The following is a 23,591-nucleotide window of genomic DNA, read 5'->3' as shown; positions in this document are numbered from 1 at the left end:
ATAGGTTTCACACGATTTTCCAAGTAATACGGGGCGTCCCGATTTGGGGATGCGCATCGACTAAGGCTTCAACGCCGTAGGTCTCGAACAAATTATCTGGCGTGAGGACATCCCACGGGCGTCCTTGGGCAGTGATCCGACCATCCTTGATAACGTAAAGACGGTCGCAAAACGCCGCGGCTAAATTGAGATCGTGAAGACTCGCGATCACCGCCACGCCCAGCTTCTTGACATGAGCCAGCAACTCAACCTGATGCTTGGGATCAAGGTGGTTGGTGGGTTCATCCAGGATGAGTACCTGGGGATCTTGAGTCACAGCCCGGGCAAGCAACGTCCGCTGTTTTTCTCCACCGGAGAGCAGCCCAAAGTCGTGATCCTGGAGGTGGACTAAGCCCATTGTCTCGAGCGCATCATTGACCGTTACCCGATCCCTGGTGCTTTCGCTCTGAAATCCCCGTTGGTACGGAATGCGCCCCATCGCCACCACTTCCCGCACGCTTAAACCGTAGGTTGAAGGAAACTCTTGCCCAACGACAGCAATTCGCTGGGCACTCCATCGCGCAGACTGCGCCCAGAGGTCATCTCCTGACAGACCCACCACGCCACTCTCTGGTTTGCTGTAGCGCATGGCGCAGCGCAGTAAGCTGGTCTTTCCTCCTCCGTTAGGCCCGATAAGCCCCACGAATTCGCCTGACTCGATGCGCATGTAGATGTTCTTGAGCGTGAATGGCTCAACGCCAGAGCCACTCCTTGGTGATGTCCAGCCCACGTCCCTGATAGTTAATAGGGCGCCTGTCATATTAGAAGTCGATGTCGGCAGTCAGATAGAAGGAGCGAGGCTCACCCAGGATCCACTGCTGCCCCTCGTTGTATTGCGTGCTCGCATACTCTCGGTCGAAAACGTTCCTGAGCTGCAGACCCAATTTTGTGTTCTTCAAGGCTTTCCAGGAAACGGCTGCATCGACGACGGTGTAGGAGGGAAGCTTGTTCATGTTCGCGATGTCGGCATAGCGAGCATCGACATAGCGCAGGCCCGCCCCTGCATTCAAGTCCTGCGAAAACGCCTTATCCAGCCAGAGATTGGCAGTGCGTCGCGGTACATTAATCGGTCGATTGCCGCTGCGTGACACCGCAACGCCATTCACCGCCTGATCAAAATCGTCGTACTTCGCCTTTACCAGAGCGGCATTTGCTTGGAGCTTCCAGTCATAGGGCAGTTGAAGATCCAGACTGGCTTCGACTCCGTTCGACGACTGCTGACCCACCTGTAATGACGACCCAGGCGCTTGCGGATCTGCGGTTAAAAGTTTCTTTTTAACAATGTGATAGGCAGCAACTGTCCAAGACCCCTTTTGATCCCAAAACATTTGCTTGAAGCCCATCTCGGTCTGACGGGCTTTGGCTAGGTCAAACTGTTGCTGGCTCGGGCTCAGGCTGATTAGCCCCCCTACCCCGTCGGTGCTGGTCGACTGCTGACCATAGATGGACATATCAGGCGTTAACTCATAGACGATGCCGACCTTCCAATTATTTCCAATCAGATTTTTTCCGGAGCTCGAGCCGCTTCGCAGGTCGTCTCGGTTGATATCCACATAATCACGTCGCAAGCCGGTGATGAGAGACAGGCGTTCCGTCAATTCAGTCCGATTTTCTGCAAAGAACGACGCTTGGCGGGTAACGCTTTTCGACAGTGGAAGGTATTCCGAGGCACTGTGGAATCCGTCCCGGTTCGGGTGGTGCAGATCGATCGGCTCGCCAGCTGTCACCACATCATCGTAAGGAGAGTTATTGGTCAGCTTGAAGCGAATACGGTTGACATCAAACCCTACAAGACTCTGACTGTTCAGCCCGAATAAGGAGTGCTGAATCGTGAAGGTTTGTCGGTCGCCAACCTGCTCCTGATTGTGCTTGATACCGTAGAACCCGCTACGCAGTAGCTGCTGGTTATCGGTGTCCCAATTGTAGTTTTCCGCGTTAGCCCATCGACGCCGCGACTTCAGGTAATACAGTTCATTGGTAGAACTGACCGCATCGGAAATCTGCCAGGTAGCCGTCAGCCGCGTCCACTGGTCATCGTAATGCTGCTTAGCCCCGCCAACGTTATAGTTTTTGTATCGCAAACTGCTCTTGTAGTGACCATCAACGAGGGGCACACCGAAATTGTTCATCGGGGTGTGGTCACCCGAATCATGCGATAGCTGAAGCGAGAACGCCTCGTTTACCTGCCAGCGAAGCGAGCCACTAATGAATGTGCCTTGAGAATCGCCGTGATCGATCCATCCATTGCTACGCAGCTGATTCAGATTCAGTCGATACGTGAATGTATCGCTTAGTGAGCCACCACTGTCCAAGGCCGCCTGCTGGCTGTCGTTGGAACCGTAACCCAGGCGAAGCCGATTCCGGATCTCTCCATCAAACGGCTTCTTCGGGATGACATTCACTACAGCACCAGTGGCGCCTTCACCGTAAAGAACCGAGGCAGGGCCTCGGAGCACGTCGACACGCTCGACCGCCCAGGTATCGACGGGGAATGTCGAGGAGCCCATTCCCGAGTACAGGCGAGTGCCGTCAAAAAGCTGCATCACAGATCCCTGCCCCGTGAAGCCGCGGGCAGATAGCGCCGTTCCGCCATCGCCGGGCGCACCTATACTCGTAATGCCAGGACTGCGCGCGACAGCATCCTGCACCGTAGTGTCGCCGTGGCTTCTGATGCTCCCCCCCGTCAGAACCGTTGTACTCGCTGGCGTCTCCAACGCGCTGAGCCCCAAGCGGCTTCCGGCAGTGTTAGACACATCAAGCCCGATCTGCGTCTCATCAGCGATGAGGTCAGCAGCAATAGTACTAGCGGGAAGGGAAATCGAGGTTGGTTCTGCGGCGTAAGCACTTGAGTCAGCAATGGCAAGCCATAGCGCAGATACGAGAAACGGAGTGGATGCTAAGGAGTTCATGGATGTCATTCGAGTTCATGGTTAACCCGAGCGTCAGAACGCACAGGCCTAAAAGATACGTTATAACATATCCATAATCGAAATGCGGGCGATCACCGCTTGAGCCCTCCTCCACGCTGGACTGAAAGAAGCTCAAAGGCTCTTCGCAAGCCTCCTCAAACCGGAATCATTAATGGCCATTTCAGTCCTATTCGGCGCCGTTCGCTCCCACCTGTGGGTGATCTCTCGCACGCATCCTTTTCGCCAACTGCTGAAGAAAGGTGCTCTGCAAAGACGACGTCCCAGGCCAGATGACTCGTGAACATTATGACTCGCAAGCTTGACCTCAAGCGCGCAGCAGATTTATTTCGCATCAGCATCGAGCCTGATCGCCTAGCCGAGATCGAATCAGCACTACGTGTCAAGATTGATGAAATGGAGGTTTACGAGGACGAACTGCTAGTGGTGAGCTATTACAGCAGCAAGGCGTCCGATTCCGTACGGGTTCGAATCCAGCAGCGCCTTACTCAAAAACGATTAAGAGGCTGTATCCAATGCAGGATGCATACGTCTTGGCATCAGTGATTGCTACGCCGAAAGCACTCCAACACTGACCAAGCTTTTTAACTTCCCCAGCGACCTTAGCCTGTATCGCGGAGGCTATTGCAATCAATAATTTTACCGAGCATTTCACCAGCTTAACCAGCGGAAAACAGAGGCTCCCGACTAATAGATCTTGGGGGCAACGCCTGAATAGCGTTACCCGTACCAAATTTATTTGCAATAACAATTTACTCGAACTTTTTTGTTAGCCGACGTTCTCGCAGGACGAACCAGAGAAATTTAACCTTTCTGCAGTACGCCAGTTGGTAAAATCGCAGAACACCCTGGCAGTCCTCTAAGCTTTAGGTGTACGTACAGAAACCAAACATAGGAACTATGGATGTACCTCCGCCATACCTTCACCACCTCCACCTTAAGCATTCTTGCCCTAATAAATCTTTACACTCCTCAGGCGCTTGCGCATGAACCACTCTCGCCCTCTTCGCCTTGGATGCTCGGAGACTGGAACGGCTCCCGGGGAGAACTTGCTGATCAGGGTGTTGATCTAGAATTCAGCTACCTGAGTGAAATTGCAGCGAATGTCCATGGGGGCGCCTCCCACCATACCGCCCGTTATGCAGATCAGTGGTCAGCAGGTGCAAAGCTAGATCTTTCGGAATTGCTGTCCTGGAAAAATGCGGAAGCGGAAATCCGTCTATCAAATCGCAATGGTCGCGGCCTGGATGAGGATGCTCTTAACGACCGTCGCGTCGGTGGTTTCGGAGCGACTCAAGAAATCCACGGCAGAGGAAGTGTTACACGGCTAAGCCAATTCTGGCTGTCGAAAGGCTGGATCGACAACAAACTGAACGTAAAGATCGGGCGTTTCACAGTAGGCGATGAGTTCGCCACTGCAGATTGCGCATTCCAAAATTTATCGTTTTGTGGTTCGCAGCCTGGCAACTACGTCAATGACATCTACAACAGCCCTATCAGTTCGTGGGCAGTTCGTCTTCAGTATGCATTGGCAGATGACCTTGTCGCCAAAATCGCTGCCTACAACGTTGATCCCTCGAGCCTGGACAACGACAACGGTTTAAAGCTTCGAACACACGGAACAAGTGGCACCATGGTGCCGGTGGAGCTTGTCTGGACACCACGTATCGGGAAATTACCTGGTGAGTACCGTGTTGGATACTTCAAGAATACGGTCAACCGTCCTGACGTACTCAATGACGTCAACGGTCAACCAGCAGCGCTCACTCAGAATCAGTACAGAGTCCATGATGGTCGCAGCGGCTGGTGGCTTAATGCAAAGCAACAGATCTGCAGCAAGAACAACGATCAAAGCCGAGGTCTAGTGCTTGCAGCAAGCCTTAGTTTTCAAGACCAAGCAACTACTCCCGTCGATAGCTATATGCATATCAGTTTGGTGTATAAAGGGCCTTTTGATTTCCGCCCGCTTGATCAGCTAGGGCTTGGCCTGTCGCGCGTACACGCTAGCGATCAATACCTAGAAAACGCCCAATTCAAGAACCAGGTTAACGGAGTGTATTTTGACAGCCCTTCGTACATCCCAGAGCAGCATACCAGTTACCAAGCCGAGCTAAACTATCGAATCCAAGCTACTAACTGGCTTCACTTGATGCCTAACATCCAATACATCCGTAACCCTGGAAACGTCAGGGAAGTAGAAAACGCGGTAGTGATCGGCCTGCAGGTAGGGTCAAGTTTCTAACTTTCCTCCCAGCTTCCCTTCGCTGCGCGAGTCACTCGCGCAGCGACCCTCGACAGCAGAATTTTTCTACTCACGTGCAGAGTTTGAAACCCGCGCTCCTCGAGTTCATAATTTTTGCACTGCATCCGATATCTTTGAGCTCCCGCCTCAACCTAGTCAATTGCACATCTACTACTTTTGTTCCAGGGTCAAATTTAAGTCCCCAGACCTCATCCAGAAGTTTCTCTCTAGACACGATGCTTTCACAATTCTTTGCTAGCAAAACCAATACACCGAACGGTATGGAGGAGAGCCTCACACGGCTGCCCCCACAGCTAATCTCTCGCTTATCAAGATCGACATTCAAATCCAAAACCTGAAACTGCACAAATGTCTCCCCCGTGATTGGCAAAGACAGCCACAAGCCCTGGTTCATCTTCGAACCTAGGGGTGGCATTCATGGAGCTGCGGAAAGTAACCAAGGCATCACAATGCAAAGACTGCGACACCTTGGTATTTGGGGGCTTATTCAGCTTTCGACTTCAGGGAGTAAGCAATCACGTAATCGCCGCGATTCTTGTTGGTACCAGTACGAGTGGCCCCACCAGCAACAACCACGACATACTGCTGGTCGTCATTGCCTACGTAGGTCATCGGGACACCCTGGCCGCCAACCGGCAGACGGTCACGCCACAGCTCTTCACCAGTATCGTTGTCCAGTGCACGCACATAGTAGTCGAGCGAACCGTGGAAGAACGTCAGGCCACCTTTCGTGACGAGTGGGCCACCCAGGGTTGGCATGCCGATTGGCAGATACACGCCCGGGGCGATGCCTTTTATAGGCGCATCTTGAATGCTACCCATCGGCACCTGCCACTTGACCTTCTGGGTCGCGAGATCGATGGCAGTCATCGAGCCAAACGGAGGCTTGAAGCACGGCGTTCCCAGAGGCGACAGGAACATCGAGCGCTCAACACCCCACGGAGTGCCCAACTGCTCGGAGTATTCACCTTCGGTTGACGGCACCAGGCCGGCTTTGTTGGCCTCTTCACGCTTGATGAATTTGCCCCACATCGCCATACGAATATCGTTGACGATCAACGTACCAGTACGCGCATCCAGAGCACCACCACCCCAGTTAAAGCCACCGTAGTAGCCTGGCCAGATGAGCGTTCGTTTCTGGTCGGAAAGCGGAGTCCATTCACCTTCCCAGCGCATCTTCAGGAAATCGATACGGCAGAGCATCTGATCGAACAGTGTTGCACCCCACATGTCCTTTTCCTTCAGTGGCTCTACGCCCACTGAAAGTGCGGAGTATGGCTGGTGGTCAGCCACCTTCATGCCTGGCATAGCATCCGTAGGTACTTTCTTGTACGTAACGGGTACAACTGGCTCGCCTGTTGCGCGATCCAAGACGAAGATCTGACCACGCTTGGTTAGCTGAATGACCACTGGACGCACGGTGCCATCTGGCAGCGGGAGGTCATACAGGATCGGTTGCGACGATACATCGTAGTCAAACTGGTCGGTGTTAGCCGTACGGAAATGCCAGCGTTCTTTGCCTGTTTTCAGCTCAATGGCAACGATCGAGTCGTTGTATTCATCCGAGTAGCTGTGACGGTTGCCAGTCCAGAAGTCCGGAGTCTGGTTGCCGGTCGGGAAGTATGCCAGGCCCAGCTTCGGATCGTACGAAGCGGTACCCCAGAAATTCGGCGACTCCTTGGCATAAACCTCACCCGCTGGCAGCGGGCTGCTGTCCTCGGCACCGCGGGAAGGATCCCACGCCCACAACAGCTTGCCAGTGTCCGCGTCGTAACCACGAACTACACCCGAAGCCTCACCAACGGTCATGTTGTCGTTGAGCTTGCCCCCCACCATGATCACTCCATCAGCAACCAGCGGCGCAGAGGTGAGATAGTAAGAGCCGGCTGCAGTGTCACCCAGACCGTCCAGCAGATTCACGAAGCCGTTGTCACCAAAATCGGTGCACGCCTTACCAGTCTTGGCGTCCACTTCGAAGAGTCGAGCATCGTTCGTTGTGCTAACGATGCGCTTCTCACAAGCCGCAGGCTGTGGAGTGGTGGGCTGAGAATTGCCGTCGGCACCTGCAGATGGGGCCAGGTCGATGTAGCTGACACCTCGGCATCGTTTCCAACCCTTATTGCCACGAGTGACCTCCATCTTAGGATCGAAGCGCCAACGCTCAGCACCGGTCACCGGATCAAGAGCGATCACCTTGTTCAAGGGAGTGCATAGGTACAAGGTGTCATCGATTTTGATTGGAGTTACCTGGTATTCAGAACCGTCGACCGACAGATCGCCTGTTCTGTACGTCCAGGCGACCTTCAGATCTTTCACGTTCTGCTTGTTTACCTGATCGAACTGGGCAAACTTATCGCCTGCCAAGTTCCGACCCCATGCCGGCCAGTCTTTGCCCTCTGCATCACCCGCTTCAGGATGAATAATCGGGAACTTGGCGTCAGCTTGAGCTTCTACCTGTGCGTGTGGGCGGAACATGGATGCGAAGGTCGAGATCAAACCAACGGCAACTATTACGCTCAAAATAGTGGCCGGAGCACGCTTGATGCCACCTTGCTCGCTTGCATTGAGCTGAGGCGCCAGAGCGGTCAACACCAAGCAAATCACACCGAAAATCATGACGCGAGAAACAAGCTGCCAGAAATCGCTGCCTACTTCCCAGTAAGCCCAAATAGCAACGATCACGAACATGAGCCAAGCGAGCCAGAATGCTCCGGGCCGACGCTTCAATGTCAGCCACCCTGTGCATAGCATGAGCAGACCAATAGGAAGGTAGAACCACGAACCTCCCAGTGTGATGAGATAAAAGCCTCCTCCCGCCAAAGCAGCTCCCGCCAGCCCTAGCAAAACGCCGACCACTCGGATCAGCAGTATCAACCATTTCTGCATTTCTTTTCCTATCCACAAACCGGCAGTACATCCGGTGTAAGGTATTAGCGCCGATTAGAGCTCGAGCAGATGCCATCCGCCGCAAAAAGCAGAGAATTAGCGATATCAAGCTCATAAATTAGGGTTGCGCTAAACCCATCGCGAGAGTGCGACAAGTTGAAGCAGGCGCGATGCAGATGGTAAGCCTGTCGCTTCAGAAGACAGCCCAAAGACAAGGCGTTTTTGACCGATTTCGGTCAAAAACCAAGCGGCATTGTAAAAAAAATTTACTGAAGCACTTGTCAGCTCAGGCATGGACTACCCGCACGTGAATTACGTGATCACAGACAGCTGGGACGGATGCTGCAGCTAAAAGATGCTAGGGCAAGCGCGCTGGGTTCACTGGGAAAAACCTAGTTTCTTAGTCGACCAAGGGAAGATCGCTCCAGTTTTCTGCGCTAACAAGTCGAAACGGCATTCGAGCTCGAGGGGCCGCGGCAATCTCACCGTGTGCATGCAGTATCAGCTGGAGACCAGTTAGCGCTTGGGCAGAAGGATCCTGATCGATCAACAGCGCAACTTGTCCGCTGCGAAGCAGCTTCACATGCCGCGGGCTCGCTTCATGCGTAATCCAGATAGGATTGCTCACCCTATCGATCGCCTCCAAGGCCTGTCGGATGCCCTCATTCGCACCGCCGCTGTTGTAAATAGCCACGGTAGCTACCTGGCGAGAAAACGCCTGGCGCGTGGCCGTAAGAGCTCGATCATTCATGTCTGCAACATCGATCGGCCCCACAAGCTGCAAGTGAGGTGCATACTCCGCCAGGGCGTCCTCAAACCCCTTGGTTCTTTGCCGGTGAACCTCATAATCCTGCGAGCCTGTAATCATGAGAACCCTCCCACGATTGTGCACAAAGCGGCTGATCATCAAAGCAGCCGTCCGCCCCGCCGCCTCGTTATCAATGCCGACGAAGCTTCTCGGTGTCTTGAGCCTGATGTCCGTGGTTAAGGTAACGATAGGAATTTTTTGACGACCCAGTCGTTCAAGGGCGTAGCGTACTTCCAGGGTGTCGAAGGCAAGGACGATTGCGCCGTGCGGACGAAAATCTAAATTTCTAAGCCGCTCGCTTAGCTCAAATGGCGAGAGGTTTGTCAGGCGCACCAGCTCAATCTGGCTGGGAAGCGACTCTGCAGCTTGATCCAACGCCATGTCCATACGCTTGAAGTACGGATCATCGTCCAGCCCCATGCGGATCACCAAGACCTTGAGACTATGCCCTTCCGGCAGCACAGGAAGCCGGCTTGCCCCCAGCTCACGAACGGCCTCAAGCACCTTTCGCCGTCTCTGCAGCGACACGCCGGACGCGCCATTCAACACGCGACCAGCCGTGCTCACGCTTACGCCTGCAGCGGCTGCTATTTCAACGATGGTTACCTTCTTACGCACTAGCGACTCTCTGGTGATGGCTTTCTAAAAGCCGTGTATGAGCGCCCTTTCCGACACCAAGTCGCAGCCAGGTGCCGGCGACTCTTTGGATGTGCTCATTCACGGAAACGTAACGCAGGTCACGGTGAAATGGCCGACCTATGATCTTGGTTACTGCTCGGAATTTGTTCGAGCTGTCGCTCAATGAACCGCATTGATGCGATCAGGCTGGCTGCCGCGCCGATGGATTTCAACATCCGTTGATTGCACCGGATTACGCCGAAGGCTCAGGGCAGATAAGAAGCAGCAGTTCCGAAACCAACTCTCGCGCATCCTGTTCATACCCTTCACGCCAACGGTGCGACCAATGCTTAGGGTATCCTTCCTCCTCCCACTCGGCCAATGCAAGGCCATTGACGATCTCCATCTCAAACCAGAGGGCCTGCCACCTTCCACCATTTTTTACCAGAGTGGGTTTTTGCCAGACGAATTCAATCTGCGCCACGAAGCTCGACCAGCGCCTCAGATTCTGAGGTGCCTCCTGCGCCAGTATCAGCAGCTCCGAAGCTGTCAGCATGAATTTCCTCCAAAGACCGCGATTGATAGATCGACAGTTTGCCAGAGTACGGTGGCCGCCCGTATAGAGCACATAGGATCTGTGCCGCTGCTGAACCGACCTCATCCAGCGAAGTCACATGGGTCACAGTAAACGTTGATGGAGCCAGCATTTGCTTAGATTAGCCACCCTGTCATTGTCGTTGTCGTTGCTACTCGCTGCCTGCACGCAGTACCGCTACATCAACCCAGACACTCCCGAAGGCCTGGATTGCTTGAAGAAGCTAGACGCAAAGGTCAGTGCGTGCGAAGCCGATGTCAAAAAACTGCAAGACAATTTCGACTCGCTTCATGAAACACAGGCACGCTCCACTCAGCAGTGCGAGCACTTCAATACCTCCAATGCACCAAATGCTTGCCCGCCTACACCAAGCCTCACCAAGGTAGATAATTATTGCCGCTCAGGTTATCGCGAGAAATTCGCGGCGTGCGGTGGTCGAGTGGAGGAGGTTGAGCCTTAGCACTCCCTCCACTAGCTCGGGAGCGCTAGGACTTTCAACACAGAGGCGCGCCTACTCTGACATTCTCAGAAACTACCCCAAGGCGGCGAGCTAGATGAAGCGGTCTACGCGTCTTGAAAGGGAATTTGTCAGGAGGCAAGGATGTGACATCGCGCGATGTGTTTGGGGCGTGGGCTGATCCGGATCTCAAGCATCATTCCCATGAGGAAGTACTTGTCGATGGAGCGCTGCAGGATACTCAGGCGGCCCACAGACAGATCCGCCAAGCCTCAGGCACCTATATCATGAGCTAACAGATCTTCAGCGAGCGCTTCTGACCCCCGACCGCTTGCCAGGATCTGACGCTGTAGTCTTCGCTGGAGGAAGCCCAACAACCTCCTACGCAGTTCCATGTGCCATCCATGGTCGTGGTACCAAACGTGCCTCCTCGACTTCTCCAGCAGCGCCTCACGCAGCGCCGCATAGGCCCGCTCTCCGACACAGTCCGGCGTCATTCTCACCAAGTCATCCATACCCGACTTGCGGACATAGCTGTCTAGCCAGGTACTGAGTACCGGCGCCAGGCACTCCATCTCATTAGCAATACGCCAAACCTCCTGATCAACCGCTTGCATCCGGATGCCGCCCCTCATCACACGTACACTGACTGGCAGCCCGAAAGGGCATTAGGCCATCAATATACCTGCAACTCATCACCTCTACATGCTTGTCGAGAAGTGCAATGGTCGCGTGTTGGCGGTCGCTCATGGATACCGCTAGGTCAGCCAGGAGAATGAGTCGGTAAGGAGTTGGCACTCGGCTTAAGCGAGCTCGTTGCGAGCGATTTCAGGAGCTATCGCCATAGGAGAACCAGGATCGCTCATCGTCGCTAGCCTATGCGTCAATGAAACCCATCAGGATCCTTCAGTGGCTGTTGCCTCCAGCGTGGTGAGGCCACATTCAGTAACTGCCTCGGCCTACATGGTCACGCAGAGCAGTGATGGCTGGCAGGCTGACGCATTTCCGACCTCCAGGGCCGGCCAAGATGAAAGTGGTGTCATCAGCTCGAAAGAGCCAACCGTAGGACTCTGACTCGTAACCCGAGATGATGTCCTTTCCACCCCGCATGTGTGTGCGACTGTCATATGTAGTGGTCTAATGAAACCGGACACCCATTTAGGCGAGAATGCTCGCCACAGAGAGGTGTCTGATGACCAACCAACGTCGTACCTTTACCCCCGAATTCAAGCGTGAAGCTGCCTGCTTGGTGCTCGACCAAGGCTACAGTCATGCCGAAGCAGCCCGCTCGCTCGGCTTGGTCGAGTCGGCCCTGCGCCGATGGGTTAACCAGCTTCAGCAGGAACGCGGCGGCATCACGCCCGCCAGCAAGGCGTTGACGCCAGAGCAGCAAAAAATCCAAGAGCTCGAAGCCCGAATCACGCGCCTTGAACGTGAGAAATCAATACTAAAAAAGGCTACCGCGCTCTTGATGTCGGAAGATCTCGAGCGTACTCGCTGATCCGCCAGTTCAGCGCCCATGAGCCCGTTGATTGGTTGTGCGAGGTATTCGAAGTCACTCGCTCAAGTTACTACGCACACCGTCATAGAAGACGAACTCCGGACGCTGAGCGACTGCGATTGCGCAGTCGAGTGAATGAGCTGTTCACGCGAGGACGAAGTGCGCCCGGCAGCCGTAGCATCAAGGCAATGATGCAAGAAGAAGGTGAGCAAATCGGGCGGTTTAAGGTGCGCAGCCTGATGCGTGAACTGGCGCTGGTCAGCAAGCAGCCGGGATCACACGCCTACAAAAAGGCGACGGTAGAGCGGCCAGATATTCCGAATATTTTGAACCGTGCGTTTGATGTCGAAGCGCCAAATCAGGTCTGGTGTGGCGACATCACTTACGTTTGGGCGCAGGGCAAATGGCACTATCTGGCAGTTGTCTTGGATCTCTACGCACGCCGAGTAGTGGGCTGGGCCCTATCAGACAAGCCGGACGCAGACCTCGTGGTCAAAGCGCTGGACGTGGCTTACGAACAACGCGGCAAACCTCAAGGGCTGCTGTTCCACTCCGACCAGGGGTCGCAATATGGCAGCCGTCAGTTCCGCCAGAGACTGTGGCGCTACCGCATGCGCCAGAGCATGAGCCGCCGAGGCAACTGCTGGGATAACGCGCCGATGGAGCGAGTATTTCGTAGCTTGAAATCAGAGTGGATACCGACCACGGGATACCTGACTGGGCAGCAAGCTCAACGAGACATCAGCCAGTACCTGATGAGCCATTACAACTGGATACGGCCCCACCAGTTCAACGATGGGCTGGCTCCGGCAAAAGCGGAAGAAAAACTCAAAACTGTGTCCGGAATGAGTTGACCACTACAATACACGATACTGTTGGCATACAGAACAGTTGCTTGCAATCCCTCACGCTCTAACTGCGACTGCTCACCTTCGGGCAACAGGACATCAAGCAAGAGCCAATGCCTGACGACGCATACCTCCTGCCCGGCATAGTCCTCTCCAGCAACGCGCGCGAGACCCTCATCATTGAGGCCTGACCCACTCAGGCTTTGCGCTGGCCCATACAAAATATCGGAGATGAGATGTTCGTCCACTTGCTTGCCCCACTGAAATGACGTTACGGCGCAGCTTAGCGCTGGCTTGAAAATGTCACGGTTTGATTGATCGTTCACAGGAATAGACCCACGATCCGAATGCATCCGCGACGCGCAGCAGTGCTTGCCTTGGAGGTATCCCCTCAGCTCGCATCTGAAGAAGGCCATTCCGAATGTAATCCATGTACGCCTCCATGCCGACTGTGTCTACATCCCCCCAGGTATCGAACCGCTGATGATTCTGAGGACGCGTTACGAACACCGCGGCGTGCCTTCTAGCTTCAAGATAACCCGGCTGGCCAAGCACCTCTGACGGATTGATCGACACCCTCCCCTCGTGAACCTCCAGGGTTTTAAGCGCCTTGATTGATTCTGTGATCATCTGCTCCGATTCGCTCAAAGGCGACCGTCGCCAAGGCATCCACATGTGCAACCTCCGAGCGTTCAACCGCTATTGCAATGAGTAAAACGGGCCAAGCTCTCCGTTCTCGTGGTACCAGTGCGCTACGACAAACAGTCCACCGGTTTCGGCCTCTACTACCAGATAACCCCTCCGGTGGAAGCGGTTTACGATTGGGGGGGTACGCATGGGAAGGCCTTCTGGAAAGGTATGCCTGTGATCGCAGAAGATGAGACCGGTCATTCGCGGAGGCTGTTCTAACGCACAGGCAAGAAAACCGACAATGTCCTCTGACGGAATCGCCTCTATCGCTCTCTGGACAACCTTGGGAAGTCGGTAGAACTCACAGGCATCCAGTGAGGAACCGAAGGTCTTAATCATGTAACACGCGTACCCCGGAGCACACGCACATCCACCCTCGTCGGCCATCAGATCTCGATCACCAAAGACGGATCGAATCCGCACGCTTCGCCGGGGTAACCCCTTGGATTCGAGACGACTCGGCACGTGCCCACAACAGTATCGATCCGGCGATGCGTATGACCGAAGACCCAAAGGTCTGCCATGTCTACTAGATCACCCCATTCGTTGGTGTATGCCGCCGTCAGATGGCTATCAAGCTTGTCACCAGCGACCTTGCTGACAGGACAGTGATGAGTAATGACCACTGTTTTACCTGGAAACGGCTTTTTCACCTCCTGCTCAAGCCACTCGCGCGCAACGAGGTTGCGCAGTACAAGATCGCCCGGGGTCAGGCGACGATAGCTTTCGCCCGTGCGGATCACGCTGAAGTCATTCATCCACTCAAGCGCCATGCGCTTAGCCGCGGTCACGTCACCCGTGCTTGAAAAGTCAGTCCAAGCTGTTGTTCCCAAGAACCGCGTGTCGTTCAACACGAAACTTTCGTTCTCAAGCACATGGACATATTGGGTCTGGATCGCCTTCATTTTTTTGAGCGTATTTTCCACGTGGCCGCCGTAGAACTCGTGGTTGCCCGCAACGTAGAGCACTGGGCAGTCGAAAGACTCATCGGCCCACTGGACACCCCGCGCCTTGGCAATATCGCCAGCTAAGAGGACGATATCAGCGTCGCATGGCGGCGGGGTGAAAGGCGCGAACTCAAGGTGTAAGTCAGAGAAAACACGTAGCTTCATCGTCCGTTCCTGTGCGCTGGCTCAACGATTTTGAGCACAATTGAAGACCTCACTTTTGAAGCGGCAGCCTCAACTCCACTCTCCTGTAGCCGCCCGATCGAGCAAATCCCCACACGCGCTCGATTTACATCTAAATTGATCTGCATCCCAGGCGGGCGCTGATAGCGCTTGAGCATCCGACTAATGACCCGGCTCGCAAAGAGTCACCACGCAGCCCATATTCCGAATGGCAAGACTATACAATGTAGAACCGGAATACTCAACATGGCTACATGCTTGGCTTTGGGCGCTGATAACGCATGAGTCTTAAGCTGGCACTGGCAGCCGTTTTACGAGCGCTTCGAGCGGCCAAAGGGTTGAAGCAGGAAGAATTGGCGGATGCCGTGAGTGCTGACTATCTCAGCACGCTGGAAAAAGGCGCAGCCACCCCTACCCTGGATAAGCTTCATGCTCTCAGCGCCGCGCTGGGCGTCAGCCCGACAGCCCTCATGGCACTCACGCAAGGCGTAGAAGCCAACGAGCCACCGTCGGCGATGCTTGAGCGAGCCCAGCAGGAAATCCTCGAGCTCCACCGGCATGGCATTACTGACCTTTTGCAGGCTCAGATTGTGGCTGGCGAGTTGATAAAGCGGCCTGCCGGCAAGCGGTTTGATGAAACCAAACTCAAGAACGTTCTGGCGTGCAAAGCCGAAGGCCTGACACAAACGCAAACAGCGAAAAGATTGGGCATGAGCACCTCAACGGTTCATGACCTCTGGCGGCGAACGCCTGATGCGGATTGATTGCTTGCCTGGATCTTGCCGGCAGGTTTCATCAGCGGCCCGTTTCTCAAGGCAAAAAAAGGCCCGCGATGGGGAGAGCGGGCCGGATGAAATCTGCTAGGAGCTCTGTGACCTTACCCCAGCTGATGTGAAAATCGTGTGATGATCCTGACCTTCACGGAATAGTTGAGCACTCTTGGGTTACACAATGAAGCCGCTTGCAGCGAGCTGCCCTCGTAGATAGCTGTCTTTAAGAACCTTGGGAAACCCGACAATCAGTTTCCACATCACGTACACGAACACGATTGGCACAACGATCCCGAAGTACCCCCCGAACAACAGACCCACCAGGCTAAGTGGAACGAACAGGAGAGCGAGCACGCCGCCGCTGATCCGCATCTTCCTGATCCAACTGTTGAACCCATCGGCCTCGTACAGCTTCTCCCCAGCCTCGGTTTTGATGGCGTACAGAATGAACCCCAGTCGGCCAAGCTTCACAAAGTGAAATTCACCGGCAAGCCCCGGCTTGAGGTAGGACGCGATGTAATGCCCTACCCCTACTTTTTTCATCATGCGCACGGCGCCACCCGGCTCTTTGAAGCGCAGGTATGTGAACTCACTACCCTCGGGTAGATTGTTGTGAGGGCCGACGACCTCAAGCACGCCTTTCATGACACTCGCGTCCGACATAATTACCTCTCCTTTCGTGCTCGAAAGCCATCGGCTTCGAGCTGACCTGTCCGTGCGGACTGCGATTCACCTTCGTAAAACGTCCAGTGGTTTCAGCAAACCCACCCTCACTCTCCAGCGGGCGATGGGCATTCAGGTCTGCTCTGGCTGTGTCGCGATATCAAATCGACATCCCGATAGAGGCACTATATTGCATAGCGTGAGACCGATCAACGTGGCTTCATCCTCGCATTTGCGAGGTAAGAACAATGGCGTTGATGCCGGCGCTGGCAGCCCTGGTTCGCGGGATCAGACACGCTAAAGCGTTCACACAAGAGCAGATGTCCGGCAGCGTAGAGGCGCGCCATTTGCACAATATTGAGAACGCGCGTTCCAGCATTACCCTCGACAAGCTAGAGGCCGTAGCGCTAAGGCTCGAAATCGATCCTGCCGCGCTACTGGTGCTTGCGTCTGCGCTCACTAATGGGCTGACTGATGATCAAATGCTTGACCACCTGCGCACTGAGTTCAAGAAGCTTGACGCTCTGTGCCCAAGGGAGGGTCTCACAAAGCACTTTGATCAGGGGAGAGTCACTCGGGTGAAACCAGGTCGTCAAATTGACCCTGACAAGCTAGAGGCTATTCGCCAGGCAAAAGCTGCAGGTGAGACACAGAAATCCGTGAGCTTGAGACTCGGCATGCCCAAATCAACTGTTGGCCGGCTGTGGCATTCACTCGAAGATTGATGTCCCGCATTTCTAAGGGACAAATGGCGGTAACGCGTCCTCGGCCTAGCTCGTACAGTAGAAAGAGCGTCTTCAAGCGATTGGTTCACGCGGTGCCAAACAAGGCTATGTGCAGCGTTGATGAGCTTCGAGTGCGAAAGCGGACGGCAACACCTGAAAGCTTTCGACCCAAACTTCCGGTGGGGACAGACAGCAGCCGAAAAATGCACTCACTTAGATTTTTTGCGAAAAGGTAACTCGGTCGAATGCAGAGTTTATAAAGCTGAATGCTTCGACAAAAGCTACCATTGCAGTAGCTTCTGCCAGCGAAAACCTATTTCTTTGAAGACTTGCTAGGCTTCAAGTCAGGATTGTTACCTGGCGTATCTTTATTGTCACGGCGACGCTTGTCCACTTCACCGGTTGATTTGGCAATAGGCTTTGGGCCTGGTTTTAGCGCCATAAGATTCACCTCAGTAATAAAGTCAAAATTGGATGCTGCAAGTCGATCTTATTTCTACCGAGACGATCTTTCAAGAGGCATGCGATGCTATATTTTAGGCCCTAAAGAATGTAACAATATTTTACATAATTCATGAGTCATCATCCGAGGGCTCTTGATTTCCGCTCATTGGCGCAGAGCTACAAGTAATCAAAGCAGATCCAGATTCATTCATACATTGCCATGGGCACGCTACCTTCCCCTCCAGGCCACCCGTATTTGCGGATGATCCAGACCGGCTTTACCAAGCGCAGAGGCAAATCCATTGCCCGTTTGAGTGACTTCAACCTCTGCAGCAAGTGAAGGAAAACGACACGCCTCCCCACTAGACAGTCGGGGGCTATCCCCCTTCATGCCTAGGAGCCCCTAAGCTAAGCGACGCTTCGCGTACCGCTCACCTAGGTGGAAGCTAATCAGCTGCTACTCACTTTTTGAAAGCTTTCACCATTTGCTGCGTGTTGTACTCCATCATTTTCAGATAAGTAGGTACCGGCCCTTTCTCATCAGAAAGCGACTCAGGGTAGAGCTCTCCGCCGGCAACAGCGCCCGTTGCGCTGGCAATCTGCTTAACTAGCCGGGAGTCATTCGAATTTTCGATGAAGTAAACCTTGATATCTTCACTTTTGATCTGATCGATGAGCTGTGCTACGTCTGCTGCAGAAGCTTCAGTTTCTGTCGACAAGCCGAGTGGGGACAAGAACGTCACACCATACTCTTTGGCATAGTATCCGAAGGCATCATGACTGGTGAGTACCTTACGCTGATCCAAAGGAATCTCAGCAAGGTGCATGCTGATACGCTGATTCAGAGCATTGAGCTTCCCCACGTAGCGCTGCGCATTGGCATGAAACACCTCTGCCTGCGACGGGTCAGCTTTACTCAGCTCGGACTCAATGCGAGCTACCCACACCTTTACGTTCGAAGCACTGTTCCAGACATGTGGATCAGTGATCGTTTTCTCATCCTCAACAAATGTGTGAGTTTCAATCCCATCCGAAACTACTACCGGGCTCTTCTGGCTACCTGATGCGCGAGCCAGTCTCTCGAACCAGCTCTCCAAACCTAAGCCACTGAGGAAAGTGACATCAGCCTCTTTGAGAGCCCTGGCATCCCTCGGGGATGGCTCGAAATCATGAGGATCCCCATTGGGCGGCACCAGGCTTGTGACATTCACACCATCGCCCCCCACATTCTTCACGACATCGGCCAATACGGTGAAACTGGCAACAACGTTCAGTGTTTTGGCGGTGGCTGGTAACGTGACAGCCAGCAGCCCAATAGAGCTGATCAACGCCAACAAAGACCGGGAAAATCGCATTTTGTCTCCTTATTATTACCGGGTACGCGAAATAGGGCGGACAATTCGCCACATGAAACCATGAGGGCCGAATAGGAGTGCCAGCACGTAGATCAGGCTATTCACTAAAATGATGGTAGGCCCTGATGCAACGCTCAAATAGTAAGAAACCAGTAACCCCACGTACCCGGAAATGGCCGCGCTCGCCGCCGCGATCATCAACATTGACGGCAAGCGTTTAGACAACAGTTGAGCTGTGGCAGCCGGAAGCATCATCATCCCAACCGCCATCAATGTACCCAGGGTCTGAAAGCCAGCAACCAAATTGAGTACTACGAGAAGCAGGAAGATGAAGTGATACAGGGCACCTCGCCCTCCAACAGCTCGCAAAAATCCAGGATCAATGCACTCTACAATCAGTGGTCTGTATACGAGAGCGAGCACAAGCAAGGTAAATGATGTAATCCCTCCCACTAGAAACAGCGCCTGACTATCAATGGCCAAAATAGTGCCAAACAAGACATGTAGCAGATCAATATTCGACCCACGCAAGGACACAATCATGACGCCCAGGGCCAAGGATGTGAGGTAGAAACTGGCAAAGCTTGCATCCTCTCGAAGAGAGGTAATCCGGCTTACCAGTCCCGAGAGCAGAGCGACGCTCAACCCTGCTATCAAGCCGCCCAGCCCCATTGCCGGTAGCGAAAGTCCGCCAGCAATCATGAAGCCAATTGCAGCGCCAGGTAGCACGGCGTGGCTCATGGCATCCCCTACGAGACTCATACGCCTGAGCATTAACAAGACGCCCACAGGGCCCGAGCTCAAACCGATAGCGAGGGTTGCTACTAACGCGCGTCGCATAAAGCCGTATTCAGTGAATGGCGATATGAGCAAAGAGATAACCGTCATGCCACCCGCCGCTCTTGATCAGTGGAAACATCCCAGCCTTCGGCCAGGGCTCGAGCCTTGCTCAAGTTGTTTTCTGTAAGCACATCCTCAGTGCTCCCCCACGCGACAACCCTGTGGGATAGCAGTAGCGTTTGTGGGAAGGTCGATCTGATCTGATCAAAGTCATGCAACACCGCTATGACGGTTCTGCCATCCTGCTTCCATCTTAGAATTAGCTGCGTCAGGTCATGAATGGTGCGCGAATCGACCGCAGTGAACGGCTCATCAAGCACGATAACGCGCGCATCCTGAACCAGTAATCGAGCAAACAAAACGCGCTGAAACTGCCCTACTGATAGATCACTGATTGGCCGGCTTTCCATACCAGCCAGTCCGACGTCCTGGAGTGCCTGACGCATGGCAGCGGTGCCCTTCATTGAGAGCCCGCCGAACACGCCGATGTGTTTCCAGGCACCCAAACAGACCGCATCTGCGACCGTGATTGGGAAGCTTCGATCGATTGCAGATGCCTGGGGTAGATAGCCAATGTCAGGCGCCTGCACAACACCGAGATCAACGGAGCCTGTGGTAGCAATCTCGCCCATCAGTGCCTTCAATAGCGTTGACTTACCAGCTCCATTCGGGCCCGCAATCGCAGTCAGGCTACCGGGCTCAAACACCCCAGTGACCTCGCGAATAGCAGGTGCAGCTCCGTACGAAACCGAGAGCTTATCGACGCGAATCGCTGCACTATTCATGGCAAAGCCACCGCCCAGCTTATCGCAAGCCACAGTGGAACCAAGGCTGCAGCCACCCCTACCAGCCGGTGCCACGCCGGCATGGCTAGCAGCGAGTTAAACGAGGTTTTTTGCATAGTCAGAAGGCATCCTCGGATTTTATTGATACGTTATAACGTACCACTTACCGATTCTCAGTGCATCCTGGATTTTTTCTTAGATGAAACATCACGCCCAGAACGGAAGAGAAAACCGATACGGAACAATAGGTTGCCAGGGAAACCGCCAGGGATTAGCAAAACGATATATGGTGCCCACGCGACCACTCACCTCAGAAAGATGAGGTTTCAGAACCTCCAGCCAGCCTGCAGGCTGCTTACCGCCAGTAGCGACGCTGCGCGGCTAGGGAGGAAGGGTACTGAGGGCCCTGTCAGCGACACTCTGTGGGTGAAAAGTCCTCAGTGATCTTAATCACCGCCTGGCTCAGATCTAGACAAGCTGCGAAATGAGAGTCACTATCTGAAATGTTATCTTATATCATTACGCAGGATCCATCATGAAACCCGGCATTCATCCCGACTACCGCCCCGTCCTTTTTCACGACGTATCTGCCAATGCGTTCTGGCTGATTGGTTCCACCATCGACACAGAGAAAACCTACGAGCACAGCGATGGGAAAACCTATCCCTATGTGACCCTCGACGTTTCCAGCGCCTCGCACCCGGTCTACACCGGCCAAGAACGCAAAGCGAAGACCGAAGGCCGTGTGGCCGGCTTCAATAAGCGGTTCGCAGCCTTCACCAGTAAGTAATGCGCATCGTCTAGCAGCTCTGCGCCCGCCCCATCTGGTATTTGTTCCGCAGCCCGATGTGCAAGCTCTCCCCGCTTGACCATGTCGGGCTGTTGACGACTGATCCTACATCGCTCCACGTATAGTTCACTGCCCAGCTCAGAGGTCGATAGTGAAATCAGCTGAAAATCCTGTGCGCTCACCTGGATATCCACGTGCGTTTGAAATCAGCCGACACCCCGAGACAACCGTATTCACAGAGTGATGCGTGTGGCCAAATATCCAGATGTCAGCTTGCTTGACTAGGTCATGCCACTGGTTGAAATAAGCCGCACCTAGATGGCCATCATGGCCCTCACCTGCTACTTCCTGGATCGGGCAGTGATGGGTGATAGCGACTGTCCTCCCTTCAAATTGCTTAGAGAGCTCTCCCGCAAAAAACTCACGCGCGACGATGTTCCGAGCGATAAGATCGACGGGGCGAAGCTTCCTGTAGCCCTCTCCGATCCTGATTCTCTTGAAATCCGACATCCACTCGGCACCAATCCTCATCGCAGCGTTGTAATCGCCCGTGGCCGTGTAGTCTGTCCACCCCGTCCCTACCAAAAACCTCGTGCTGCCAATAATGAGCACTTGATTGTCCACGACATGTACGTGCGCCGCAGCCATGTCACGCATTTTGCTGAGCGTTCGATCAATGTTGCCCTTGTAATGCTCGTGGTTCCCACAGACGTAAATAACGGGGCAAGTGAAGGTTTGATTTGCCCACAACACCCCCTGACCTCGCACCGAAATGTCTCCTGCCAGCACCACCAGATCCGGATCAATCTGGGGGGGCGTGAAGTCTTGAAACTCGAGGTGCAAATCAGAATAGATTAAAACTTTCATGTATCCCTCACGCGACAGCCAGAAGGCTAAGCACCGTCAGCCACTCTCGTCGTTATCGCTCTTGCGCGAAAGGACAAGTAGGTAGCCTTCAACCCGCCCCTCGCGACGAGTCATGCAGCGAAGCTGCCAGTGCCGCGGGCTGGCTCATAGCCTTACGTCACCAATCTCTCGCCCCGGCTCATAAGACCGCGGCAGTCGTTAACCACCTGATGGAGCGCTCCATCCCGCGATCAACCGGTTTTCCTGTGTCAATCTCCATCCGGGGACGATGGAGATAGCATGCCTCAATGAAATCCGGATTCACAGACTATAGAACTCCCAACCGGATCACTCAAGGTGACCAAGCGTTCGGCTTTGAGCGATCACGAGCCACCGCCCCTACGTGATAGAAGCTGCACACCATGAGCTGACACACCGAAGAGGCGGAGCGAAAAAATGAAGCAAACCGATTAGGTCAGAGCGAACGAAAGGCATCTGCCTGATTCGGCCATCGTCCTCCAAACAAGAAGTGCACAATTTATGCTCTGCAGCCATACTCGACACAGCTTTGAAGGGGTCGAAGAGCAATCGGATTGGCTCCGACAGGTTCTGGCGCACCTAACTGGGATATTGCTGCACACCATACGCGCCTCACTTAAAATCTGATTTTCTAACTCCCTTAGCAAGAGGCTATCGTGAAGACATTTACAGCTCGGACGCTAGTAGAATTCGTAGAGATCATTGATGGTTTGAAGGCCGACGAACCCAATTCGTTGTGGTTCCGGGGTCAATCTAATGCTAGTCACCAGCTCGTGCCTGGTGCCCTACGGAACATTCATCAATCTCACGACCACCTCGGTGAGGAGATTGACGACACGGTAGTAAGAATCAGTAGTGGCGGGATTTTCTCGGGCCCGGACTCTGAAAGAATGCTGCAGGAATTCAAACAGCTCGCTAGGCCCTTCCTCGAGCAACAACCATCGAACGACTTCGAATGGATGTTTATCGCTCAGCATCACGGCTTGCCCACAAGGTTGCTTGACTGGTCTACCAATGCTCTGGTCGCCCTGTACTTTGCGGCACAAGGCGCTCCAACACGCAAGGGTAATGGGGTCGCTGAGTGTAAGCGTTTTGAAGAAGACCACCTGAGTCATGAAGGCTTCGCCGTCTTCTCCATAGAGCCATCGAAAATTAATAAAAAAACAGTATTGACCGCCAGAACGATAGATATCGCCTCGGATGCAGAAGACTGGGACAAATATATCAACCCGATGCTCAAGGACACCACAACGCTCCCGGTCTGCATTACCGCCCCACACATGACCACTCGTATCCGAGCGCAAAGCGGTGTATTTACCCTACACGGCGCACAAATTCCACCGCTTGATTATTACACCGCCTTGCAAGACCTCATCACAAAGATCTTTATACCTTATACGGCTACAAAAGATATTTTGGCAAGCCTGGCAAGAATAGGTATTAACGAAAGCTTTATTTACCCCAGCCTCGACTCAATTGCCAAGGATATAGCAAACGCCGCTAACCTGAGATATGCAAGCTCACGTAGCAAAAAGGCAGCTAAACGAGCCGATCGTTAAATAGTGTGTGCCG

19 protein-coding genes are annotated in these 23,591 nt (G+C 53.8%); 6 read left to right on the top strand and 13 right to left on the bottom strand.

The features are described 5' to 3' along the window. Positions 1-7: 7 nt before the first annotated feature. Positions 8-799 carry an ABC transporter ATP-binding protein gene (locus IAE39_RS00170; protein WP_201198333.1) on the bottom strand — a complete coding sequence of 264 codons (792 nt, stop codon included), beginning with the start codon at positions 797-799 and terminating at the stop codon, positions 8-10. 1 nt (position 800) lies between these two features. Further along, positions 801-2,957: a TonB-dependent receptor gene (locus IAE39_RS00165; RefSeq protein WP_442968411.1), complete on the bottom strand. Its 2,157-nt coding sequence runs from the start codon at positions 2,955-2,957 to the stop codon at positions 801-803. A 913-nt stretch (positions 2,958-3,870) separates the two neighbouring features. Here IAE39_RS00165 and IAE39_RS00160 point away from each other — a divergent pair. Continuing rightward, positions 3,871-5,208 carry a carbohydrate porin gene (locus tag IAE39_RS00160; RefSeq protein ID WP_201198331.1) on the top strand — a complete coding sequence of 446 codons (1,338 nt, stop codon included), beginning with the start codon at positions 3,871-3,873 and terminating at the stop codon, positions 5,206-5,208. Between the two features lie 70 nt (positions 5,209-5,278). On the opposite strand, the gene IAE39_RS30030 is transcribed toward IAE39_RS00160, so the two are convergent. The 4 genes from IAE39_RS30030 to IAE39_RS00140 all read right to left on the bottom strand — a co-directional run bounded on the left by IAE39_RS30030 (position 5,279) and on the right by IAE39_RS00140 (position 10,097). After that, a complete protein-coding gene (locus tag IAE39_RS30030) occupies positions 5,279-5,623 on the bottom strand; it encodes a winged helix-turn-helix domain-containing protein (RefSeq protein ID WP_201162882.1) in 345 nt (114 codons plus the stop codon). Between the two features lie 89 nt (positions 5,624-5,712). Further along, a complete protein-coding gene (locus tag IAE39_RS00150) occupies positions 5,713-8,115 on the bottom strand; it encodes a membrane-bound PQQ-dependent dehydrogenase, glucose/quinate/shikimate family (protein WP_201198329.1) in 2,403 nt (800 codons plus the stop codon). Positions 8,116-8,515: 400 nt separating this feature from the next. Next, positions 8,516-9,541 carry a LacI family DNA-binding transcriptional regulator gene (locus tag IAE39_RS00145; RefSeq protein WP_201198327.1) on the bottom strand — a complete coding sequence of 342 codons (1,026 nt, stop codon included), beginning with the start codon at positions 9,539-9,541 and terminating at the stop codon, positions 8,516-8,518. 253 nt (positions 9,542-9,794) lie between these two features. Then, positions 9,795-10,097, bottom strand: a complete 303-nt coding sequence (locus IAE39_RS00140; RefSeq protein WP_201198325.1) for a hypothetical protein — start codon at positions 10,095-10,097, stop codon at positions 9,795-9,797. A 1,688-nt stretch (positions 10,098-11,785) separates the two neighbouring features. On the opposite strand from IAE39_RS00140, the gene IAE39_RS00135 reads away from it, so the two are divergent. Beyond that, positions 11,786-12,948 (top strand): IS3 family transposase gene (locus IAE39_RS00135; protein ID WP_201198323.1). Its coding sequence is split into 2 segments (ribosomal slippage): positions 11,786-12,041 and positions 12,041-12,948, totalling 1,164 coding nucleotides; the frame shifts between segments, so codons are not numbered across the junction. Here the strand turns inward: IAE39_RS00135 and IAE39_RS30025 are convergent. Together IAE39_RS30025 and IAE39_RS00130 are read right to left on the bottom strand one after the other, a co-directional pair. Continuing rightward, positions 12,858-13,295, bottom strand: a complete 438-nt coding sequence (locus IAE39_RS30025; protein WP_442968412.1) for a DUF6957 family protein — start codon at positions 13,293-13,295, stop codon at positions 12,858-12,860. The genes IAE39_RS00135 and IAE39_RS30025 overlap by 91 nt on opposite strands. Before the next feature lie 723 nt (positions 13,296-14,018). After that, positions 14,019-14,744, bottom strand: coding sequence for a metallophosphoesterase (locus IAE39_RS00130; RefSeq protein ID WP_201198321.1), 726 nt, complete (start codon positions 14,742-14,744; stop codon positions 14,019-14,021). Between the two features lie 299 nt (positions 14,745-15,043). On the opposite strand from IAE39_RS00130, the gene IAE39_RS00125 reads away from it, so the two are divergent. Beyond that, the gene (locus IAE39_RS00125) at positions 15,044-15,526 is read left to right on the top strand and encodes a helix-turn-helix domain-containing protein (protein WP_201198319.1); all 483 of its coding nucleotides are present in this window, start codon (positions 15,044-15,046) and stop codon (positions 15,524-15,526) included. A gap of 180 nt (positions 15,527-15,706) precedes the next feature. Here IAE39_RS00125 and IAE39_RS00120 read toward each other — a convergent pair whose 3' ends face one another. Continuing rightward, positions 15,707-16,195, bottom strand: coding sequence for a hypothetical protein (locus tag IAE39_RS00120; protein ID WP_201162876.1), 489 nt, complete (start codon positions 16,193-16,195; stop codon positions 15,707-15,709). Positions 16,196-16,443: 248 nt separating this feature from the next. Here IAE39_RS00120 and IAE39_RS00115 point away from each other — a divergent pair, with 248 nt between their 5' ends. Next, positions 16,444-16,920: an XRE family transcriptional regulator gene (locus IAE39_RS00115; protein WP_201162875.1), complete on the top strand. Its 477-nt coding sequence runs from the start codon at positions 16,444-16,446 to the stop codon at positions 16,918-16,920. Between the two features lie 905 nt (positions 16,921-17,825). Here IAE39_RS00115 and IAE39_RS00110 read toward each other — a convergent pair. The 3 genes from IAE39_RS00110 to IAE39_RS00100 are packed head-to-tail and all read right to left on the bottom strand — an operon-like array spanning position 17,826 to position 20,344. Further along, positions 17,826-18,719 (bottom strand): metal ABC transporter solute-binding protein, Zn/Mn family, encoded by an 894-nt coding sequence (locus IAE39_RS00110; protein WP_201198317.1) that lies wholly within the window; start codon positions 18,717-18,719, stop codon positions 17,826-17,828. Positions 18,720-18,734: 15 nt separating this feature from the next. Next, complete coding sequence (locus IAE39_RS00105; protein ID WP_201162873.1) at positions 18,735-19,607, bottom strand: metal ABC transporter permease; 873 nt, start codon at positions 19,605-19,607, stop codon at positions 18,735-18,737. Further along, on the bottom strand, positions 19,604-20,344 hold the full coding sequence (locus tag IAE39_RS00100; protein ID WP_201198315.1) for a metal ABC transporter ATP-binding protein: 741 nt from the start codon (positions 20,342-20,344) through the stop codon (positions 19,604-19,606). The genes IAE39_RS00105 and IAE39_RS00100 overlap by 4 nt, the downstream gene beginning before the upstream one ends. Positions 20,345-20,879: 535 nt before the next feature. On the opposite strand from IAE39_RS00100, the gene IAE39_RS00095 reads away from it, so the two are divergent. Continuing rightward, positions 20,880-21,134: a type B 50S ribosomal protein L31 gene (locus IAE39_RS00095; protein WP_201198313.1), complete on the top strand. Its 255-nt coding sequence runs from the start codon at positions 20,880-20,882 to the stop codon at positions 21,132-21,134. Between the two features lie 138 nt (positions 21,135-21,272). Here IAE39_RS00095 and IAE39_RS00090 read toward each other — a convergent pair whose 3' ends face one another. Further along, complete coding sequence (locus tag IAE39_RS00090; RefSeq protein WP_201198311.1) at positions 21,273-22,001, bottom strand: metallophosphoesterase; 729 nt, start codon at positions 21,999-22,001, stop codon at positions 21,273-21,275. Positions 22,002-22,675: 674 nt separating this feature from the next. Here IAE39_RS00090 and IAE39_RS00085 point away from each other — a divergent pair. Then, positions 22,676-23,578, top strand: a complete 903-nt coding sequence (locus IAE39_RS00085) for an FRG domain-containing protein (RefSeq protein ID WP_201198309.1) — start codon at positions 22,676-22,678, stop codon at positions 23,576-23,578. Positions 23,579-23,591 lie beyond the last annotated feature (13 nt).

This window comes from Pseudomonas sp. S37 (assembly GCF_016658545.1).
Taxonomy (GTDB): domain Bacteria; phylum Pseudomonadota; class Gammaproteobacteria; order Pseudomonadales; family Pseudomonadaceae; genus Aquipseudomonas.
Note: the sequence above shows the minus strand (reverse complement) of the source record. Positions and strands in the feature narration are given on the sequence as shown.

Bases quoted from the DNA above. Each gene is read 5' to 3' on its own strand.
- IAE39_RS00140 (WP_201198325.1), bottom strand. From the start codon at position 10,097: ATGCTGACAGCTTCGGAGCTGCTGATACTGGCGCAGGAGGCACCTCAG.
- IAE39_RS00160 (WP_201198331.1), top strand. From the start codon at position 3,871: ATGTACCTCCGCCATACCTTCACCACCTCCACCTTAAGCATTCTTGCC.
- IAE39_RS00170 (WP_201198333.1), bottom strand. From the start codon at position 799: ATGACAGGCGCCCTATTAACTATCAGGGACGTGGGCTGGACATCACCA.
- IAE39_RS00165 (WP_442968411.1), bottom strand. From the start codon at position 2,957: ATGACATCCATGAACTCCTTAGCATCCACTCCGTTTCTCGTATCTGCG.
- IAE39_RS00105 (WP_201162873.1), bottom strand. From the start codon at position 19,607: ATGACGGTTATCTCTTTGCTCATATCGCCATTCACTGAATACGGCTTT.
- IAE39_RS00090 (WP_201198311.1), bottom strand. From the start codon at position 22,001: ATGAAAGTTTTAATCTATTCTGATTTGCACCTCGAGTTTCAAGACTTC.
- IAE39_RS00150 (WP_201198329.1), bottom strand. From the start codon at position 8,115: ATGCAGAAATGGTTGATACTGCTGATCCGAGTGGTCGGCGTTTTGCTA.
- IAE39_RS30025 (WP_442968412.1), bottom strand. From the start codon at position 13,295: ATGCATTCGGATCGTGGGTCTATTCCTGTGAACGATCAATCAAACCGT.
- IAE39_RS00130 (WP_201198321.1), bottom strand. From the start codon at position 14,744: ATGAAGCTACGTGTTTTCTCTGACTTACACCTTGAGTTCGCGCCTTTC.
- IAE39_RS00110 (WP_201198317.1), bottom strand. From the start codon at position 18,719: ATGCGATTTTCCCGGTCTTTGTTGGCGTTGATCAGCTCTATTGGGCTG.
- IAE39_RS00100 (WP_201198315.1), bottom strand. From the start codon at position 20,344: ATGAATAGTGCAGCGATTCGCGTCGATAAGCTCTCGGTTTCGTACGGA.
- IAE39_RS00120 (WP_201162876.1), bottom strand. From the start codon at position 16,195: ATGTCGGACGCGAGTGTCATGAAAGGCGTGCTTGAGGTCGTCGGCCCT.
- IAE39_RS00115 (WP_201162875.1), top strand. From the start codon at position 16,444: ATGGCGTTGATGCCGGCGCTGGCAGCCCTGGTTCGCGGGATCAGACAC.
- IAE39_RS00095 (WP_201198313.1), top strand. From the start codon at position 20,880: ATGAAACCCGGCATTCATCCCGACTACCGCCCCGTCCTTTTTCACGAC.
- IAE39_RS00125 (WP_201198319.1), top strand. From the start codon at position 15,044: ATGAGTCTTAAGCTGGCACTGGCAGCCGTTTTACGAGCGCTTCGAGCG.
- IAE39_RS30030 (WP_201162882.1), bottom strand. From the start codon at position 5,623: ATGAACCAGGGCTTGTGGCTGTCTTTGCCAATCACGGGGGAGACATTT.